This window comes from Pseudomonas sp. P135 (genome assembly GCF_020312125.1).
Taxonomy (GTDB): domain Bacteria; phylum Pseudomonadota; class Gammaproteobacteria; order Pseudomonadales; family Pseudomonadaceae; genus Aquipseudomonas; species Aquipseudomonas fragariae.
In genome coordinates this window covers 39006-58459 of record NZ_JAGPYR010000024.1, presented here as the reverse complement: position 1 = coordinate 58459, position 19454 = coordinate 39006, and the positions used below count along the sequence as shown (strand labels likewise).

Sequence of the window (19454 nt, the reverse complement as noted above, 5' to 3'; positions counted from 1 at the left end):
GTAGTGTGGGGTTTCCCCATGTGAGAGTAGGTCATCGTCAAGATTGAATTCCAGAAACCCTCTTCGCTTACGCGTTGAGGGTTTTTGTTTATCTGGGGTTCCAGAAACCTCTGTCTTCTCCTGAACTCATAACTCCACCTCTCCGGCAGTCATCCAGACCCACGTGCTTATGGCAATCCGGCGCGCTTGCCCTTATGGTTCGGCATCAGGTTCCACGCACCCGTCAAGGAAGCAAGCATGTCCGTTACAACCTCTCTGAGTGCAGGCTTCATGGTGGTTCAAGGCAACCGCCCGGATGAACTGCGCAGTCTGGTTGTGTCCTGGATGCGGCGATATCCATTGGCGCCCCTGGAAAACGAGATTGCTCTGGTGCAGAGCAACGGCATTGCACAGTGGCTGAAGCTGGCCTTGGCCGAAGATGCTCAGGATGAAGATAACGGTGGCTGTGGTATCGCTGCCGCCATAGACGTCCAGTTGCCCGGCAGTTTCATGTGGACGCTGTATCGCATGGTGCTGGGTGCGGACGAGATCCCCCAGACGTCCTTGCTCGACAAGACCCCTTTGACCTGGCGCTTGATGCGCTTGCTGCCGTCGCTGATCAATCAGCCGCACTTCGAACCGCTGCAGCGCTTCCTGACCGACGACACTGATCTGCGCAAGCGCTATCAATTGTCCGAACGCCTGTCCGATCTGTTCGACCAATATCAGGTTTACCGCGCTGACTGGCTGCAAGACTGGGCCGCTGGCCGCCATCAATTGCGCGACGTACGAGGTCAGTCCAGGCCATTGTCAGCCGCTAATTGCTGGCAAGCCGAACTGTGGCGCGCGCTGCTGGACGATGTCGGGGCTGAAGGGATGTCGCAGAGCCGTGCAGGCGTGCATCAGCGCTTCATCGAGCGCATCGGCAATATGACCGAAGCGCCACCGGGCTTGCCGGCACGGGTCATCGTTTTCGGCATTTCGTCACTGCCGGCACAAGCGCTCGAGGCGTTGGCAGGGCTGGCCAGGTTCAGTCAGGTTCTGCTCTGTGTGCACAATCCGTGTCGTCACCACTGGACCGATATCGTTGCTGACAAGGACCTGCTGCGTCACCAGTACAAACGCCAGGCGCGCAAGAGCGGAATGCCGATGGTCCTCGACCCGCAAGCGCTGCATCAGCATGCTCACCCCTTGCTCGCGGCTTGGGGCAAGCAGGGACGTGATTACATCAACCTGCTGGACAGCCATGACGACCCACGCAGCTACCGTTCCTCGTTCAAGGACGAGCGGATTGACCTGTTCAGTGAGTCAGAGCCCACCAACCTTCTGAACCAGCTGCAGGACGATATCCTCGAGCTGCGTCCGCTGGATGAAACCCGTGAGCTGTGGCCGGCAGTCAATCCTTCTGAGGACCGCTCGATCCGCTTCCATGTGGCTCACAGCGCGCAGCGCGAAGTAGAGGTGCTGCATGACCAGCTACTGGCGAGATTCAGCAAAGACCCTGGCCTGCGCCCGCGTGACGTGATTGTCATGGTCCCGGATATCGACAGCTATGCCCCGCACATACGAGCAGTATTCGGGCAGATCGAGCGCGAAGATCGTCGCTTCATCCCCTTTACGCTGGCTGACCAGGGCCAGCGCGGCCGCGAGCCGTTGCTGATTGCTGTCGAGCACCTGCTCAAACTCCCGGACAGCCGTTTCCCGGTCAGCGAGATTCTCGACCTGCTGGACGTTCCAGCCTTGCGCGCACGCTTCAGGATTCAGGAGCGTGACCTGCCAACACTGCATCGCTGGATAGAGGGCGCGGGCATTCGTTGGGGGCTGAATGCTCAACAGCGTGCCGGTCTGGGTCTGCCGGATGCTCTTGAGCAGAACAGCTGGCATTTCGGCCTGCGTCGCATGTTGCTGGGGTACGCGGTGGGTGCCGGCGCGGCTTACGACGGCATCGAACCCTACGATGAGATCGGCGGGCTTGATGCAGCGTTGATCGGTCCGCTGGTCGCGTTGATTGATGCTCTCCAGGTCGCCCACACAGAGTTGTCGACACCCACCACTCCGGAAGCATGGGGTGCTCGCCTGCAATCGCTGCTGCAGTTGTTCTTCCTCGCCGACAGCGAGCATGACGACTACTTGCTTGCCCAGCTGGAAACACTGCGCGAGAACTGGCTGGAAACCTGTGCAACGGTAAGACTGACCGATGAGCTGCCGCTGACCGTTGTGCGTGAGGCCTGGCTGGCCGGGCTCGATCAAGGGCGCCTGTCCCAGCGTTTTCTGGCGGGCTCGGTCAACTTCTGCACGCTGATGCCCATGCGCGCCATCCCGTTCAAAGTGGTCTGCCTGTTGGGCATGAACGACGGCGATTACCCGCGTGCGCAACCGCCGCTGGATTTCGATCTGATGGGCAGCGATTACCGACCCGGCGACCGCTCCCGGCGTGAAGACGATCGCTACCTGTTGCTGGAAGCCTTGCTCTCGGCCAGAGACCAGTTGTACGTCAGTTGGGTTGGCCATAGCATTCGTGACAACAGCGAGCGTCCAGCTTCGGTGCTCATCGGTCAGCTGCGCGATCACCTCGCCAGCGGCTGGAAGCTGGCCGGCGAGACCGATCCGGACGGTAAACACGATGATCAGCGCTTGCTGAAAGCCCTGACTGTGAATCACCCTTTGCAACCCTTCAGCGCCAATTACTTCCACGCCGGCACAGGTTATTTCAGCTTCGCCCGCGAGTGGCGCCTGCTGCATGAAACCGACCTTCAGGTGGCTGTGCCTCAAGCGCTGCCTGCTCATGAACAGGAAGAACCGCTGTCCATTGCGCAGTTACAGGATTTCCTGAGAAACCCGGTAAAGCACTTTTTCAGTCAGCGCCTGAAGATCTATTTCGAGGTGGCTGAAGCGCCGCTCGCCGATGAGGAACCGTTCGTGCTCGATGCCCTTGAGCGTTACGGCCTCAGTGAAAGCCTGCTCAGCGCAGCGATGGTTTCCCCTGACGATATGGATGCCGCCCTGAAAACCCAGGCGCTGAAACTGCAAGCCAGTGGACTGCTGCCGCTCGCGGGCTTCGGCACCTTGATGCAGAGCGAGCTGATCGAGCCGCTGCCTGACGTACTCAGGCGCTACCACGATCTGTTGACCCTCTGGCCCGAGACCCTGAGCAGCGCTTTACCGATCGGCTTCAGCCATGCGGGTGTGAGCATCGACGGCTGGCTGGGCGGGCTGCACCGTAACGCCCGCGGCGAGCTATTGCTGGTCACCGCCATTCCCAACAGCATCGGCTCGAAAAAGACCCGCAAGTGGCACCGGCTGATTCGGCCGTGGGTCAATCACCTGGTGGCGTGCGCCTGCGACCTGCCGTTGAGCACGGCACTGGTCGCCAGTGATGAAACCCTGATGCTGGAGCCGCTGGACAAGGCGAGTGCCGTCACCACGCTCAATCACTTGCTGACGGCCTGGCTGCACGGCATGCAGGAACCCCTTCCGGTCGCGGTCAAAACCGCCTTCGCCTGGTTGGGCCAGCCTGCCGACAAAGCCGAAGCGGCTGCCCGCAAAGCCTACGAAGGTGACGGACAGACCAGCGATGGCGAGCGTCGCGAAAGCACGGCACTGGCTCGGCAGTTCCCGGACTTTGACGCACTGATCGACAGTGAAGAATTTGCAGGCTGGTGCGAGACGCTCTACAAACCGATTTACGACGCGCCCTGGCAATCGTTGTCCGGCGGGGAGGGCGGCGCATGAGTGAGCAATCCCTTCCTCTGGCGCTGCGCTTCCCACTGCGCGGTAGCCAGTTGATCGAGGCCAGCGCCGGGACCGGCAAGACCTTCACTATCTCAGCCTTGTACTTGCGTCTGGTGCTCGGCCACGGTACCGAGCAGTGCGGCTTTGGTCGTGAACTGCTGCCGCCGCAGATCCTTGTGGTGACCTTTACCGACGCCGCGACCAAGGAACTGCGTGACAGAATTCGTACCCGGCTGGCGGAGGCTGCACGCTTCTTTCGTGACGAGATCCCTTCCCCCGATGGCCTGATTGCCGAGCTGCGTGAACAGTTTGAAGCGTCGCTATGGCCTGCCTGTGCCAGCCGTCTGGACATCGCCGCGCAGTGGATGGACGAGGCCGCGGTCTCGACCATCCACAGTTGGTGCCAGCGCATGTTGCGCGAGCACGCATTCGACAGCGGCAGTCTGTTCACCCAGACGCTGGAAACCGACCACAGCGATTTGCTCGGCGAAGTCCTGCGTGATTACTGGCGGCGCTTCTGTTACCCCATGAGCGGCGACGCGTTGACCTGGGTGCGGGAAAACCTCAGCGGCCCCGCGGCGTTGCTGCCGCGTGTGCGAGGTCTGTTCGGACGCGAGCGCAGCCCACTCACCCAGGAACCGGCCGAACTGATCGCGGCGTCATTGCAAGAGCGCCGGGCAGCGCTTGCCGCGCTGAAAGCGCCGTGGGCCGTTTGGTCCGACGAGTTGTATGCGCTGTGTCAGGACGCGGTCGCTCGCAAGGCAGTCGATGGCCGCAAAATGCAGGAGCGCTATTTCAAACCCTGGTTCGAAAAGCTTGCCGCCTGGGCCGCTGACGACACACAGGAAGCGCTGGATCTGGGCACCGGTTTCACTCGTCTGACCCCCGACGGCATTGCCGAAGCCTGGAAGGGCGATCCACCTGCGCACCCGGCCTTCGAGGCCATGGCACAGCTGAAGGCGGCGCTCGATGGCTTGCCCAAACCGGACGCTGCCGTGTTGCAGCATGCGGCGCAGTGGGTCAGTGTCCGCTTTGAAGAAGAGAAGCGTCGCCGCGCCGAGATGGGCTTTGATGACATGCTGCTCAGGCTCGACGCGGCCCTGCATGGCGCTGGCGGCGAGCGTCTGGCCACCCTGATTCGCGAGCAGTTTCCGGTGGCGTTGATCGACGAATTCCAGGACACCGACCCGGTCCAGTACCGGATCTTCGACAGCATCTATCGTCTCGAGGCCAACGATGAGCAGACCGGGCTGTTCCTGATCGGTGACCCGAAACAGGCGATCTATGCCTTTCGCGGCGCCGATATCTACACCTACCTGCGTGCCCGGCAGGCTACCGATGGCCGTTGGCATACGCTGGACACCAACTACCGCTCCAGTCATGCGATGGTCGAGTCGGTCAACCACGTCTTCACGCGGGCAGAGCAACGTGAGCAAGGTCGCGGTGCGTTCCTGTTTCGTGATGAGCACGGCAATCAGGTGCCGTTCTCCGATGCGCTGGCCCAAGGCCGCAAAGAGACGCTGCACGTCGACGGTGCACCCCTGACGGCGCTGACGGTCTGGCACCTGCAAAGTGACCAGCCGGTGTCCGGCGTGGTTTATCGTCAGCAGTTGGCAGCCAGTTGCGCGAGCGAGATCGTGCGTCTGCTCAATGCCGGTCAGCAGGGTAGTGCCGGTTTCGTCACGCCCGACAGCACACTGCGCGGGCTGCGTCCGGCCGACATTGCGATTCTGGTCCGCGACGGCAAGGAAGCGCAGGCGGTGCGTCAGCAACTGACCGCGCGGGGTGTGCGCAGCGTGTACCTGTCCGACAAGGATTCCGTGTTTGCCGCTCAGGAAGCCCACGACCTGCTGTCCTGGCTCAAGGCCTGTGCCGAGCCGGACTCCGAGCGCACGCTGCGTGCCGCGCTGGCGTGTATCACGCTGGACCTGCCGCTGGCCGAGCTGGAACGCCTGAATCAGGACGAGCTGGCATGGGAGCGGCGCGTCATGCAGTTTCGTGGCTATCGCGCCATATGGCGCAGCCAGGGCGTGCTGCCGATGCTGCGCCGTCTGCTGCACGACTTTGCCCTGCCACAGACCTTGATGACCCGCAACGACGGTGAGCGAGTACTCACCAACCTGCTGCACCTGTCTGAACTGCTGCAGCAGGCCGCCGCCGAACTGGATGGCGAACAGGCGCTGATCCGTCATCTGGGCGACCACCTGGCACTTTCCGGCCAGGCCGGCGAAGAGCAGATCCTGCGCCTGGAAAGCGACGAGCAACTGGTCAAGGTGGTCACCATCCACAAGTCCAAGGGCCTGCAGTACCCGCTGGTGTTCCTGCCGTTCATTTGCTCCTCGAAACCGGTGGACGGCAGTCGCTTGCCGCTGCAGTTTCATGACGCCGACGGCAAGTCCCAGATCAGCCTGCAGCCTACCGAGGCGCTTATTCAGCAAGCTGATGACGAGCGTCTGGCCGAAGACCTGCGTTTGCTCTACGTCGCACTGACCCGATCGGAACATGCCTGCTGGCTGGGCGTCGCCGACCTCAAGCGTGGCAATGCCAACACCTCGATGCTGCACCGTTCCGCGCTGGGTTACCTGCTGGGCGGTGGCGCAGCGCTGGCCGAGTCGGCGGAGTTGAACATCTGGCTGCGTGATCTGGCCCAGGGGTGTGACGCAATTGCCTTGCAGCCTGTTCCCGAGCCCACCGACGAGCGCTTCAGTGCGCCGCGCAACGCAGCGGCGCTGGTCAAGCTGCTGGTGCCCAAACGCCGCGCTGCCGAGAACTGGTGGATTGCGTCCTACAGTGCCCTGCGTATCGGCGACACGGTAACGGCCGGTGCCGATGAATCGCCTGACAGCCCGCAGGCACAGAAACTGTTCGACGACGAGCGTCTGGACCCCGAAGCCCCGCGCGACATCCTGACCAGCGGCGGCGATATCCATCGTTTTCCGCGTGGCCCCAATCCCGGCACCTTTCTGCACGGGCTGCTCGAATGGGCTGGCAACGAAGGTTTTGCAAATACCGCGCACGCGCCGGACAAACTGCAGGACGCCGTCGCCCGTCGCTGTAATCGGCGCGGTTGGGCGGGCTGGATCAATACCCTGAGCGATTGGCTGCAGCACCTGCTGAACATGCCGCTGCGCCTGTCGCCTGATGCCGCACCGGTGGCCCTGGGCGAACTGGATCAGCCCAATCAGTACCGTGTGGAGATGGAATTCTGGTTCGCCAGCAATAACGTCAACGTCGCGCAAATGGACGCCCTCGTGCGCCGCTTCACCCACGACAACGCGCCGCGTGCTGCGACCGAGACGGTCTCGCTCAACGGCATGTTCAAGGGCTTTATCGACCTGACGTTCGAACACGAAGGCCGGTATTACGTGGCGGACTACAAGTCCAACTGGCTGGGCAGCGACGAGAGTGCTTACACCCCGCTGGCCATGGAAACCGCCATTCTAGACAACCGCTACGACCTGCAATACGTCCTGTACCTGCTGGCTCTGCACCGCCAGCTCAAGACGCGGATGGCCGACTACGATTACGACCAGCACATGGGCGGCGCGCTGTACCTGTTCCTGCGCGGTAGTCGCTCAGCCTCTCAGGGCGCGTATTTCGCCCGTCCGCCACGTGAGCTGATCGAAAGTCTGGACCTGCTGTTTCAGGGCAAACCGATAGCGCATGACCTGCCGGGAGCATTGGCATGAGCCGCTCGTTCGATGATCTGTTGCCTACTGCGCTGGACGACATCAGCCTCGCTGAGTTGAGCCCGCTGGTGCGTGTCGGCGATCTGCTGATCCTGCTCGAACGTTGGGTCGAGCGCGGCTGGTTGCGTGCTCTGGACAAGGCGTTCGTCGCGTTCCTCAGTGACCTCGATCCGCAGGCCGATCCGTTGGTGCTGGTGGCAGCGGCGCTTACCAGTCATCAGCTCGGCCACGGCCACGTCTGCCTTGATCTGTACGAGACCCTCAAAGAACCGGACTTCGCCCTGTCACTGCCACCTGAAGGCGATCAGCAGAGCGCGCCGATGCTGCTGCCCTCACAACTTCTGGCAGCACTGGATGGCGCCGCCTGGTGCCAGGCGCTGGCAGGCAGCATGCTGGTCGCCGAGGTGGGCGATTCAAGTGCCGAAGCGCGACAAAAACCGCTGGTGCTTGCCGAGCGACGTCTGTACCTGCGTCGCTACTGGACTTACGAACGGCGTATCGCTGCCGCCTTGCGTCAGCGCCTGGCCCAGCGTGAAACGCCGCCGGAGGGGCTGCCGCAGCAGCTCGACGCGTTGTTCGGCCCGGCCGATTCTTCGCCACAAGCCGTTATCGACTGGCAGAAACTTGCCTGCGCACTGGCGACCCGCAAGGGCTTCAGCATCATCACCGGCGGCCCCGGCACCGGCAAAACCACCACGGTGGTACGCCTGCTGGCCTTGTTGCAGGCCCCGGCGGTACAGAGTGGCCAACCGCTGCGCATCCGGCTCGCGGCGCCCACCGGCAAGGCGGCGGCACGTCTGACCGAGTCCATCAGTCAACAGGTGCAGAGCCTGGATGTCAGTGACGACGTACGCCAGAAAATCCCCAGCGAGGTGACCACCGTCCACCGCCTGCTGGGCAGTCGCCCCGGTACCCGGCACTTCCGCCACCACGCGGGCAATTTACTGCCGATCGACGTGCTGGTGGTTGATGAAGCCTCCATGATCGACCTGGAAATGATGGCTAACCTGCTCGACGCACTGCCGCCGCATGCACGCATGGTTCTGCTGGGTGACAAGGACCAGCTGGCATCCGTTGAGGCGGGGGCGGTACTCGGGGATTTGTGCCGCGACGCCGAAGAAGGTTTCTACAGCCCCGACACCCAGGCCTGGCTGGAAGCCGTCAGCGGCGAAGACCTCGGCAAGGGCGGTTTGCGCCAGGGCGATGCGCAGCAGCATCCGTTGGCCCAGCAAGTGGTGATGCTGCGCCACTCACGTCGCTTCGGCCAAGGCAGTGGGATCGGCCAGTTGGCCCGGCTGGTCAACCAGCAACAGGACCAACAGGCCCGCGCGCTGCTGTCGGCGGGCAGTCATGACGACCTGTTCGCCTTGGCTCTCAAGGGCGAGCAGGACCTCAAGTTCGAACGCCTGGTGCTCGACGGTCTTGGCAGGGGCGAGCAAGGTCCGCAGGGTTACCGGCATTACCTGAACGTACTCGCCGCCGAGCGGCCCGCCGACGATTCGGCACTGGACGACGCGTGCTGGACCCGCTGGGCGCGCTCGGTACTCAGCGCCTTCGACGCTTTTCAACTGCTGTGTGCCGTGCGCAAAGGCCCGTGGGGCGTGGAAGGCTTGAACCAGCGCATCACGCACGCGCTGTTCAGCGCGAAGCTGATCGAAAGCGAACAGCAATGGTACGAAGGTCGCCCGGTGCTGATGACCCACAACGACTACGGCCTCGGCCTGATGAACGGCGACATCGGCATCACTTTGCGCCTGCCTGAGCGCGACGGCGAGGGCAAACAGGTGTTGCGCGTCGCCTTCCCCCGCAACGACGGCAGCGAAGGCGTACGCTTCGTCCTGCCCAGCCGCCTCAACGAGGTCGAAACCGTGTACGCCATGACCGTACACAAATCCCAGGGCTCGGAATTCGCCCACACCGCCCTGATCCTGCCCGAAGCGCTCAACCCGGTACTGACCAAGGAGCTCATCTACACCGGCATCACCCGCGCCAAGCACTGGTTCAGCCTCATCGAACCGCGCCAGGGCATCTTCGAAGAAGCCCTGCGCCGCAAGGTCAAACGTCTGAGTGGGCTGATGTTGGGGCTTTGATCACGTCCGGGCTGTCTGGCGATTCGTTACCGTGCATTGCAGGTACGAAGTCGAGCGCCATAATCCCTATGCGCTTCAACCGGGTTCAAGGGTCAATTGAAAAGGCCAGGGTGTAACTGCATGACGGCGGATAAAGCGTGTGCTGTGGTTCTGCGAGACCGGGGAGTGCTGGAGATTCTGGCATTCGAGCATCCGTTGGCGGGCCTGCAATTGGTGAAGGGCAGTGTGGAACCAGGCGAGTCAACTTGCGCGGCTGCTGTGCGGGAGTTAATGGAGGAGGCAGCTATTAGCTCCATCTACCAACGCAGTCATGGGAGTGTCTTTGTGTTTACTCATTGGCTGTGCCGAGTTTGACGTGGCGCGGGTAGCACGCCTCAGGGCTGGAAGGGGTCTGGTCGCCCCGGACACTGTTTCAGACGAGCAATAATGTCAGGCGCCGTTTTCGCCGTGTCGATCCTGCCGATATCATCAAGATAGATGTCTATCGTACTTCCCCATTTAGGCGTGATGTCGATGCACCGCTTGAAACCCTTATCGGTCCACCAATCGAACATCATGAAGAAGTCCTTATCAGGGAATATGTAGCTGAACTCAACGGCTGAGCCGCCGTGCCTGATATCGCCCCTGTGGATTCTGTCCTGAGTGTTCCACACGTATCGAAACTCCTCCTTGCTATTCGGAGAAAAATTGACCGCTACGACCGGCGAGGAAAAATACCAAAAAGCCACAGGAAGGATGCCGAGTAGAAGAAACATCCAGCGGCCAAATCGGATCTTGGGTTTATGGACAGGCATGTATCTGGACCCCTTTACCCCATGCCTGGGGCGGTACTGCAAGCACTTCGTCCATGATCATCTTGGCCGTGATGCCTCCGTTGGGATGTTGTTGATAGAGCTTCACCCCAATGCTAATAGATATTCGGTCGGGAGCATCATCCCAAGCCCTCAGGCCATCGACATCACCGGAGCGGTTCGGACAGGGTAGCTCCCATTGAGCCTTAGGCTTTGTAAACACCTCATCAACCTTCCGTCCGGCGTCTGAAATTATCTGCTCGGCCCCGGCGCCATCCAATAGAGCGCTTTCGGAGAGACCCCCAGCCATGCCTACATATCCGTAATGGACGTTGGACCAGATGTCATAAAAATACTCGTACTTGCCTTGTTTGTGCCAAACACCACCCATTGTTCGACGGATGATCGGCTTGTGGTCCCACGGGCGATTCTGACCAACACGTTCTGCCCAGATAGCAAAAGCCTTTGCTTGCATACCGGCCGCCATGCTGTAGAAATCGGGGCCGGGACCAAGGCGCAAGTAAAATGGAAGCGCCTCATACTCCTTCATCTTTGCCGCCGCATCGAAGCTATTGAGGTCTCTCATCTGTCGAACTGCGGGACTATTGATGTTGGCGTTCATCTCTCCAGCTATATAGCTCGCCAGCTCTTCCATCCTGTCAGGGTGTTTGCAAACAACAGGTTCCGCTTTTGACTCAGGCTGCGCATCTGACTTCTTACCGGCTGCCTCAGGGCCTACCAAAGCGTTCGCCGCCAAGGCTTTCTCCGTGAGCTTCGGGTCAGACAACAAGGTCGCCATCTTCTCATTGTCCATGGAGCCGTCTGGCCGGAAGGCCCCCAGCGCCATGAAATTGATAATGGTCGCGCCACCAGCGTCACCCATGACGAAGCCGCCACCAACATTGCTTGAGCCGGTGATGATTGTCCCGCCGTGACTGGTGGGGCTTCCCAAGTGGGCCATGGGACGGCCATTCACCAGAATGGAAGGAAAGCCTGCAGTGATGACCGCGCCACACCCGCAGGTATCCCCCACACGTGCCGCGCCCATGCCGTTGATGTTGACGTCACCGGATGCAGAAGCGATAGGCGTTGTACCGTGACCCGGTAATGGGCAGGCGTGCTTGTCGCCCAATCGGGCTGAAGAAATCATTGCATGCCGTCCTTGCGTCTTTGATCCGTAGACAACCAGCGTTTAGTTGACGCGTGGCAGGCTACCGGAGGCGCAAAAGGCGGTATGTAGGGGAAATCTTAGTTTTGTGAAGGACCTTGAGAATCTGATCGAAAAGTCGGGGTCACCTCAATGGGAGCGAACTAGCATAAGCTCCGTGCTCAGCTTGAAATCACTTTTGACATAGCATGGCTCAATGTTTAGCTTCCTCGATTCTTTCCCAAACGCAGGAGCGATGAATGTCTTTATGGACAAAGATACCCAGTTGGCTCGATATCGAGGCTTATGCAGAACGCCTATTTCGTAAGGGCGACCTCGGGGTACGCGAAAGGGGCATGAATCCTCTCAGCCCACCAAGCTCCATAAATATACTTAGTATCGATCTGATCTATCGCCGAGTCAGGTGTGTCCGTCAAGCATGTGATTTAGGCGAAAAAGAGGCCACCAACAGCATCCTCAAACGCTTTTCTGACCTTGATATTCGAAGCATCATCGACGAAATGATCAGCACAGTGGTCGACATGGCGATGATCATTATCGGCAGCGCTTTAACCGGCGCCACAATAGGTGGAGGAGTCGGATTACTTGCTGGGGGCGTCGGCGCCTTCCCAGGCGCAACTGCAGGAGCACTGATTGGAGTGCAAGCGGGAACGTGGATTCTTGGAGTACTGGGGCTGGCCTCGATTGCTGAATTCTTTACGGAAGGCCTTAAGCCTATAGCTACTGGCTATATTCGTGGGGTTTCTACCGCTTGGAACGGCCCTAGGGAGCGAACCGGTAATCCGTTAAGCTCCTTTTCCGACGACACCATGTCAGCACAACAAGGTGCGTGGGATATTGCACGCTCCCATGAGGCCGTAGTGATTCTCTTGCTAAGCGCCATCGTTGCTTATCTGACGCGAGGTCGTGGAAACCTAAGTGTACTCGCAACTGAGATGCGAGGAAGCGAGCGAGGTGCAAAGCTTGGCCAATGGATGCTAAAGCATGAAGACGCATTGAAAAAACACCCTGACCTACAAACGGCAGAACCTCGCAGAGGCGCACTTGGGCCGCAAGAACCACCACCGAACAGCCCATCTGCAAAAGACAAAGAACCGCCCAAGGGCAAGCCAAATACTATGCCGCGCCATGAGGTAGAATGCTTCAAGGCAGACAAGATGCCGGCCTCCAAAGTTGGAGAGTTCGAGCGACAGTTGAAGGGACAGGAGGACGGGCTGAATCGGCTGACGGTTGAGGAATACTTAAAAAATATAGCTAACCCCGTTAAACGCGATGCTATGGCGGCAAAGAAAGCCCGTACGGACTTAAAAGATACTTTACAAGAACGGTTTCAGAGGGAATTTCAAAAAGAGATGAGCCCTCTAGACGCGGAGGAAGCTGCAATTAAAAAGGCCAGGGAAACGATGGCAAGTCTCGCAGGTCTTCACAATCCTGACCTAACAGCTGGCGGGAAGGACATCATCGCGGATTTCGGAGACAGACAAGTTAACTCCAGCATTGGCCCTCAGTGGAGACCAAAAATCCAAAACCTCAAAGCGGCTGCTGAAAAAGTGCCAGAAACTATGCGAGATTCAACTTTCCTCAATGTTAAATTACATAAGTGTTGACTAAAGGAGATATTCGTGGATAAGGTATTTGCTAGGTTCTTAGAGAAGTTTGGTGGCCCTGTCGATCGCCAAGAAGTGCCAGCATCAAGTATTGAGCGCTATAGGGGCAAACTGCCTAGTCAGCTTCTGGAATACTGGACTGAGCACGGCTGGTGCGGATACGGTGACGGGATTTTTTGGATAGTAAACCCGCAAGAATATGAAGGAGTAGTAGCTTCTTGGCTTGAGGGAACTAAATTTGAAAAGCGCGACAATTATCATCTGATTGCACGTGGGGCGTTCGGCGATCTTTATCTATGGGGCGAAAAAACGGGATTTTCGCTGAAGATAACCAGTGTCTTCTCTCGATGCGTGATCCATGACTTTGAAATTACAACCGAAGAAATGAACAGAGAGCTACAAGGTTTTTTGTTGTCCAGAAATGTGGACTCTAACGATCTGGAAGATTTGTTCAAACCGGCAAGAAGACAGCTTGGTACGCTACGCCATGATGAAATGTATGGTTTTGTTCCAGCATTAATGCTTGGCGGATCGGCATCCCTTGATCATATTGAGAAACTAAAAGCAGTGGAGCATTTAATACTGCTTTCCCAGCTTGCGGAACTTCAGCCTTATAGCTTTTGAGGTATTCATGCGGGCATGTCTTTAGAGGTGTTCACATCTCGCCGCCAAAAATAATAGCCTCCTTATCGGGGGCTTTGTTTTCTGGCTGGAAATATAATGAAAGAGGATGTGTGCAGAAAGGTGGCTTGAGACTTGGAGCGTGGGGGGACTGGGTTTCAAGCGAGAGTTGTTAACCATTTCCTGTCACAAGTCCTGTACCAATAGTTGTCAAAAACTGTCGGCCAACCCCTGTCTGCCACCGCTACGATACGGCCACCTGATCCCTTGAAAATCTGTCACTGAAGGAAGCGAATAGCGCGGTTTTCCCCCAACAAAAACCCCTTATTCAACTCCGTCACCTCCCGAATGTAATCCCACAGCAACGTGATCCGCTTCAACTTGCGCAGGTCCTCCCGGCAGTACATCCAGAATTGACGAGTGATGTTCACTTCCTCCCTCAGCACCGGCAGTAGCCGTGGGTCTTGGGCGGCGAGGAAGCATGGCAGGATGGCCAGTGCGCGGCCCTGCAGGGCGGCGGTGTATTGGGCGATGACGCTGGTGCTGCGCAGTTGTGCCTGGGCGTTGGGCAGCAGGTTGCTCATGTACAGCAGCTCGGAGCTGAACGCCAAGTCGTCGACGTAGCTGATGAAAACGTGCTCGCTCAGGTCTGCCTTGTGTTCGATGGGCGAGTGGTTGTCGAGGTAGGCCTGGGTCGCGTACAGGCCCAAGCTGTAATCGCAGAGCTTGCAACACACGTAAGGACCGTGTTCGGGGCGCTCCAGGGCGATGACGATATCCGCCTCGCGTTTCGACAGGCTTATGAAGTGCGGCAGCGGCAGGATGTCCAGCGAAATGCTCGGGTAGCTGTCGAGAAAGTGGCTCAGTTGCGGGGTGATGAAGAAGCTGCCGAAGCCTTCGGTGCAGCCCATGCGCACATGCCCGGATAACGCGACGCTGGACCCGGAAACCTGCTCGCAGGCCATGTGCAGTGTGCTTTCGATGGATTCTGCATAGCCCAGCAGGCGCTGACCTTCGGCGGTCATGATGAAGCCGTTGTTGCGCGATTTCTCGAACAGCAGTGTGCCCAGGGAGGTTTCCAGCGAGTTGATGCGCCGCGACACGGTGGTGTAGTCGACGCCCAGGCGGCGGGCCGCGCTGCTGACTTTTCGGGTGCGTGCCACCTCGAGGAAAAACTTCAGGTCATCCCAGTTCAACAGCCCCAGGGAGGTGATGTTTTTTTGCATGTTGACCCTGCTTTTATCTGCGTTCTTGTTAGAAGTTTGCACATCTATACTCCAAAGCACGCCCCCTGACCAATTCAAAAACAAGACTGCCGGGAGGCCACGCTCATCCTTCTGCACAGGCTGTGGATGCGTGGTTTGCTGAAGGGAGAATCGCTGAAATGAATGCTTCACTGAACCACACGACGACCTCGATTGCTCGCGTGAAACTGCTGATCAACGGCGAGTGGACTGACTCGCAAAGCAGCGAATGGCAAGACATCGTCAACCCGGCCACTCAGGAAATCCTCGCCCAAGTGCCATTCGCCACGGCCAGTGAAGTGGACGCCGCCGTCGCAGCCGCTCACGCGGCCTATCGAACCTGGCGTGAAACACCCATCGGTGTGCGTATGCGCATCATGCTCAAGTTGCAGGCGCTGATCCGCGAGCACTCCAAACGTATTGCGGCGGTACTCAGTGCCGAGCAGGGCAAGACGCTGGCCGATGCCGAGGGCGATATCTTTCGGGGCCTGGAAGTGGTCGAGCACGCCTGTTCGATCGGCACGCTGCAAATGGGCGAGTTTGCCGAGAACGTCGCCAGTGGCGTTGACACCTATACGCTGCGCCAGCCGATCGGTGTATGCGCCGGGATCACGCCATTCAACTTCCCGGCAATGATTCCGCTGTGGATGTTTCCGATGGCGATCGCCTGCGGCAATACATTCGTGCTCAAGCCTTCCGAGCAGGATCCGCTGTCGACCCTGTTGCTGGTCGAACTGGCGATCGAGGCGGGGGTGCCGCCCGGTGTGCTCAATGTGGTGCATGGTGGCAAGGAGGTGGTGGACGCGATCTGCACGCACCAGGACATCAAGGCTGTTTCCTTCGTCGGTTCGACGGCGGTCGGCACGCATGTCTACGATCTGGCCGGTCGGCATGGCAAGCGGGTACAGGCAATGATGGGCGCGAAGAATCATGCCGTGGTGCTACCTGATGCCAACCGTGAGCAAACGCTGAACGCGCTGGTGGGCGCAGGTTTTGGTGCGGCGGGTCAGCGGTGCATGGCGACCTCTGTGGTGGTGCTGGTCGGCGCGTCGAAACAGTGGCTGCCCGACCTCAAGGCGCGGGCGCAGACTCTCAAGGTCAATGCCGGCCAGGAACCGGGCACCGACATCGGGCCGGTGATTTCACGACGGGCCAAACAACGCATTCTGGACCTGATCGAGAGCGGTGTGCGTGAAGGCGCGACGCTGGAACTGGATGGTCGGGAGGTTTCGGTGCCGGGTTACGAGGGCGGCAACTTCGTGGGGCCGACCTTGTTCTCGGGCGTCACCACCGACATGCAGATCTACACCCAGGAGATTTTCGGGCCGGTGCTGGTGGTGCTGGAGGTCGATACCCTCGATGAGGCTATCGCGCTGGTCAACGCCAACCCGTTCGGCAACGGCACCGGGCTGTTCACCCAGAGCGGCGCGGCGGCGCGCAAGTTCCAAAGCGAGATCGATGTCGGGCAGGTCGGGATCAATATTCCGATTCCCGTGCCGGTGCCGTTTTTCAGTTTTACCGGCTCGCGGGGTTCCAAACTGGGCGATCTGGGCCCGTACGGCAAACAGGTGGTGCAGTTCTACACTCAGACCAAGACCGTCACCAGTCGCTGGTTCGATGACGACAGCGTCAACGATGGCGTGAACACCACGATCAATCTGCGCTGAGCGCTGGCGGTCAATTCGTCCGGGAGAACAACCATGAACATCGCATTTATCGGTCTGGGCAATATGGGCGCGCCCATGGCCCGCAACCTGATCAGAGCCGGTCACGCCTTGCAGGTGTTCGACCTCAACAAGAGCGTACTGGCTGAATTCGCCGAGCTGGGCGCACAGGTCAGCGATTCACCCGCACAGGCGGCCCAAGGCACTGAACTGGTCATCACCATGCTGCCCGCCGCGGCGCACGTGCGCAGCGTGTACCTGAACGACGACGGCGTTTTGAAGGGGATCTCGCCCGGAGTTCCGGCGGTTGATTGCAGCACCATCGACCCGCAGACCATTCGCGACATCGCCGCGGTCGCTGCGCAGCAAGGCGTGGTGTTGGGCGATGCGCCGGTGTCGGGCGGCACCGGTGGGGCGCAGGCCGGGACCCTGACTTTCATGGTCGGAGGCTCTGCCGGTCATTTCGCTGTGCTCAAACCAGTGCTGGAACAGATGGGCCGCAACATCGTGCATTGTGGTGACGTGGGCACCGGCCAGATCGCCAAGATCTGCAACAACATGCTGCTGGCGATTTCCATGATCGGCGTGGCCGAGTCCATGGCCTTGGGCAATGCGCTGGGTATCGACACCGAAGTGCTGGCCGGCATCATCAATACCTCGACCGGTCGCTGCTGGAGTTCCGAGGCCTATAACCCGTGGCCCGGCATCGTCGAAAGCGCGCCCGCGTCACGCGGTTACAGCGGCGGCTTTGGCGCCGAACTGATGCTCAAGGACCTGGGCCTGGCAACCGAGGCCGCGCGCTCGGCGCATCAACCGGTCATCCTCGGCGCAGTGGCGCAACAGCTGTACCAGGCGATGAGCCTGCGTGGCGATGGTGGCAAGGATTTCTCGGCGATCATTGAGGGGTATCGCCCGAAAGCGTAGGTGTCGCACGTGTCGGGGATAAGCGGGGCGTTAATGTGTATCCGGTTTTTACAGTAGGAAAACGTGGCAGAACCGGATACTTTGGACTTCGTCAGACCCGCGCCGGGATGCTCGGTACGCTTCGACGAGAAGTGCCGCATCCCTCGCCTAGAGGCTGGCGCTTCACATCAAACGTCCCTGACCCAGAAAAAGAAGAGATCGACCATGAAGTTCGAACCCCTCGCCAGATCGTTGATCGCGACGGCATTGATTGTCGCGTATTCCCCCACATTCGCCGCGTCACAAGCCCCGGTCGCCGCCGAAAACGGCATGGTCGTCACGGCTCAGCACCTGGCTACCCACGTGGGTGTCGATGTACTCAAGGCTGGTGGTAATGCGGTCGATGCGGCCGTAGCGGTTGGCTACGCGCTGGCGGTGGTCTATCCCGCTGCCGGCAACCTCGGCGGTGGCGGGTTCATGACCATTCAGCTGGCCGACGGGCGCAAGACCTTCCTCGACTTCCGTGAAAAGGCGCCGTTGGCCGCGACTGCGAACATGTACCTGGACAAGGACGGCAAGGTCATCCCTGATCTGAGTGCCAAGGGCCATCTGGCCGTCGGCGTGCCTGGCACCGTGTCCGGTATGGAAATGGCCCTGAGCAAGTACGGCACCCGCAAGCGTGAAGAAGTCATCGCGCCGGCGATCAAGCTCGCCGAGGACGGTTTTGTGCTGGGCCAGGGCGATGTCGACATGCTGTCGAGCGCCACGGATGTGTTCAAGGCGGACATGGCCGATTCCGGTTCGATCTTCCTCGACAAGGGCGAGCCGATGCAGGTCGGTCAGAAGCTGGTGCAGAAAGACCTGGCCAAGACCCTCAAGGAAGTGTCCGAGAAGGGCAGCGACGGTTTCTACAAGGGCTGGGTTGCCAAGGCACTGGTCGATTCCAGCCAGGCCGGCAAGGGCATCATCACCCAGGCTGACCTCGACCATTACAAGACCCGCGAGCTGGCTCCGGTCGAATGTGACTACCGTGGCTACCACGTGGTCTCGGCACCGCCTCCGAGCTCCGGTGGTGTGGTCATCTGCCAGATTCTGAACATCCTCGAAGGCTACCCGATGAAAGAGCTGGGCTTCCGCTCGGCGCAGGGCATGCATTATCAGATCGAGGCCATGCGTCACGCCTACGCAGACCGCAACAGCTACCTGGGCGACCCGGACTTCGTCAAGAACCCGGTCGAGCACCTGCTGGACGTCAAGTATGCCGCCAAGCTGCGCGCTGCCATCGATCCGCAAAAGGCCGGTGACTCGAACAAGATCAAACCCGGCGTCGCGCCCCATGAAGGCAGCAACACCACTCACTATTCGATTGTCGATAAATGGGGCAATGCGGTTTCGGTGACCTATACCCTGAACAACTGGTTCGGCGCGGGCGTCATGGCCAGCAAGACCGGCGTGATCCTCAACGACGAAATGGATGACTTCACCGTCAAGGTCGGCGTGCCCAACATGTACGGACTGGTGCAGGGCGAAGCCAACGCCATCGCGCCGGGCAAGACGCCGCTGTCGTCGATGAGCCCGACCATTGTCACCAAGGACGGCAAGGCTGTGATGGTCGTCGGCACGCCGGGCGGCAGCCGCATCATTACCGCCACGCTGCTGACCATGCTCAACGTCATCGACTACGGCATGAACATTCAGGAAGCGGTGGACGCGCCGCGTTTCCACCAGCAATGGCAGCCTGAAGAGACCAACATCGATACCTTCGCGGTCAGCCCTGACACGCTGAAGATTCTCCAGAGCTGGGGTCAAAAGTTCGCAGGTCCGCAGCCGCTCAATCATGTGGCGGCGATTCTGGTGGGCGCGCCTTCGCTGGGTGGCAAACCGGTCGGTAACAACCGCTTCTACGGCGCCAACGACCCGCGTCGCAACACTGGGTTGTCGCTCGGCTATTGAGTCACGCTGCCAG

General features: G+C 59.8%; 11 protein-coding genes and 1 pseudogene. 9 read left to right on the top strand and 3 right to left on the bottom strand.

Annotated features, from left to right (window positions below):
* Positions 1 to 237: 237 nt before the first annotated feature.
* The 4 genes and pseudogenes from recC to KBY08_RS24315 form a co-directional block, all read left to right on the top strand.
* On the top strand, positions 238 to 3711 hold the full coding sequence (gene recC, locus KBY08_RS24330) for an exodeoxyribonuclease V subunit gamma (protein ID WP_024641675.1): 3474 nt from the start codon (positions 238 to 240) through the stop codon (positions 3709 to 3711).
* Entirely contained in the window at positions 3708 to 7400 is a 3693-nt protein-coding gene (recB, locus tag KBY08_RS24325) for an exodeoxyribonuclease V subunit beta (RefSeq protein WP_225651288.1), read from the top strand. Before recC ends, recB begins: the two co-directional genes overlap by 4 nt.
* A complete protein-coding gene (gene recD, locus KBY08_RS24320) occupies positions 7397 to 9490 on the top strand; it encodes an exodeoxyribonuclease V subunit alpha (protein ID WP_103754435.1) in 2094 nt (697 codons plus the stop codon). The genes recB and recD overlap by 4 nt, the downstream gene beginning before the upstream one ends.
* A 120-nt stretch (positions 9491 to 9610) precedes the next feature.
* Positions 9611 to 9805, top strand: a pseudogene (locus tag KBY08_RS24315) (NUDIX domain-containing protein); the annotation flags it as partial.
* 59 nt (positions 9806 to 9864) lie between these two features.
* On the opposite strand, the gene KBY08_RS24310 reads toward KBY08_RS24315, so the two are convergent.
* Positions 9865 to 10284, bottom strand: coding sequence for a hypothetical protein (locus tag KBY08_RS24310; protein WP_024660303.1), 420 nt, complete (start codon positions 10282 to 10284; stop codon positions 9865 to 9867).
* Entirely contained in the window at positions 10271 to 11431 is a 1161-nt protein-coding gene (locus tag KBY08_RS24305; protein WP_024641671.1) for a polymorphic toxin type 44 domain-containing protein, read from the bottom strand. Before KBY08_RS24305 ends, KBY08_RS24310 begins: the two co-directional genes overlap by 14 nt.
* A 257-nt stretch (positions 11432 to 11688) precedes the next feature.
* Here KBY08_RS24305 and KBY08_RS24300 point away from each other — a divergent pair, with 257 nt between their 5' ends.
* Together KBY08_RS24300 and KBY08_RS24295 are read left to right on the top strand one after the other, a co-directional pair.
* Positions 11689 to 13056: a DUF6861 domain-containing protein gene (locus KBY08_RS24300; protein WP_011266569.1), complete on the top strand. Its 1368-nt coding sequence runs from the start codon at positions 11689 to 11691 to the stop codon at positions 13054 to 13056.
* 15 nt (positions 13057 to 13071) lie between these two features.
* On the top strand, positions 13072 to 13680 hold the full coding sequence (locus KBY08_RS24295; protein ID WP_003403559.1) for a GAD-like domain-containing protein: 609 nt from the start codon (positions 13072 to 13074) through the stop codon (positions 13678 to 13680).
* A 275-nt stretch (positions 13681 to 13955) separates the two neighbouring features.
* Here KBY08_RS24295 and KBY08_RS24290 read toward each other — a convergent pair whose 3' ends face one another.
* Complete coding sequence (locus tag KBY08_RS24290) at positions 13956 to 14903, bottom strand: LysR family transcriptional regulator (RefSeq protein ID WP_003403558.1); 948 nt, start codon at positions 14901 to 14903, stop codon at positions 13956 to 13958.
* Positions 14904 to 15061: 158 nt separating this feature from the next.
* Here KBY08_RS24290 and KBY08_RS24285 point away from each other — a divergent pair, with 158 nt between their 5' ends.
* From KBY08_RS24285 to ggt, 3 genes are all read left to right on the top strand, one after another.
* The gene (locus KBY08_RS24285; RefSeq protein ID WP_003403557.1) at positions 15062 to 16588 is read left to right on the top strand and encodes a CoA-acylating methylmalonate-semialdehyde dehydrogenase; all 1527 of its coding nucleotides are present in this window, start codon (positions 15062 to 15064) and stop codon (positions 16586 to 16588) included.
* 33 nt (positions 16589 to 16621) lie between these two features.
* Positions 16622 to 17509 carry a 3-hydroxyisobutyrate dehydrogenase gene (gene mmsB / locus KBY08_RS24280; protein ID WP_003403556.1) on the top strand — a complete coding sequence of 296 codons (888 nt, stop codon included), beginning with the start codon at positions 16622 to 16624 and terminating at the stop codon, positions 17507 to 17509.
* Positions 17510 to 17713: 204 nt separating this feature from the next.
* The gene (gene ggt, locus KBY08_RS24275; protein ID WP_011266573.1) at positions 17714 to 19441 is read left to right on the top strand and encodes a gamma-glutamyltransferase; all 1728 of its coding nucleotides are present in this window, start codon (positions 17714 to 17716) and stop codon (positions 19439 to 19441) included.
* Positions 19442 to 19454 lie beyond the last annotated feature (13 nt).

Coding starts and splice junctions, on each gene's coding strand:
- recC (WP_024641675.1), top strand. CDS start 238: ATGTCCGTTACAACCTCTCTGAGTGCAGGCTTCATGGTGGTTCAAGGC.
- recB (WP_225651288.1), top strand. CDS start 3,708: ATGAGTGAGCAATCCCTTCCTCTGGCGCTGCGCTTCCCACTGCGCGGT.
- recD (WP_103754435.1), top strand. CDS start 7,397: ATGAGCCGCTCGTTCGATGATCTGTTGCCTACTGCGCTGGACGACATC.
- KBY08_RS24310 (WP_024660303.1), bottom strand. CDS start 10,284: ATGCCTGTCCATAAACCCAAGATCCGATTTGGCCGCTGGATGTTTCTT.
- KBY08_RS24305 (WP_024641671.1), bottom strand. CDS start 11,431: ATGATTTCTTCAGCCCGATTGGGCGACAAGCACGCCTGCCCATTACCG.
- KBY08_RS24300 (WP_011266569.1), top strand. CDS start 11,689: ATGTCTTTATGGACAAAGATACCCAGTTGGCTCGATATCGAGGCTTAT.
- KBY08_RS24290 (WP_003403558.1), bottom strand. CDS start 14,903: ATGCAAAAAAACATCACCTCCCTGGGGCTGTTGAACTGGGATGACCTG.
- KBY08_RS24285 (WP_003403557.1), top strand. CDS start 15,062: ATGAATGCTTCACTGAACCACACGACGACCTCGATTGCTCGCGTGAAA.
- mmsB (WP_003403556.1), top strand. CDS start 16,622: ATGAACATCGCATTTATCGGTCTGGGCAATATGGGCGCGCCCATGGCC.
- ggt (WP_011266573.1), top strand. CDS start 17,714: ATGAAGTTCGAACCCCTCGCCAGATCGTTGATCGCGACGGCATTGATT.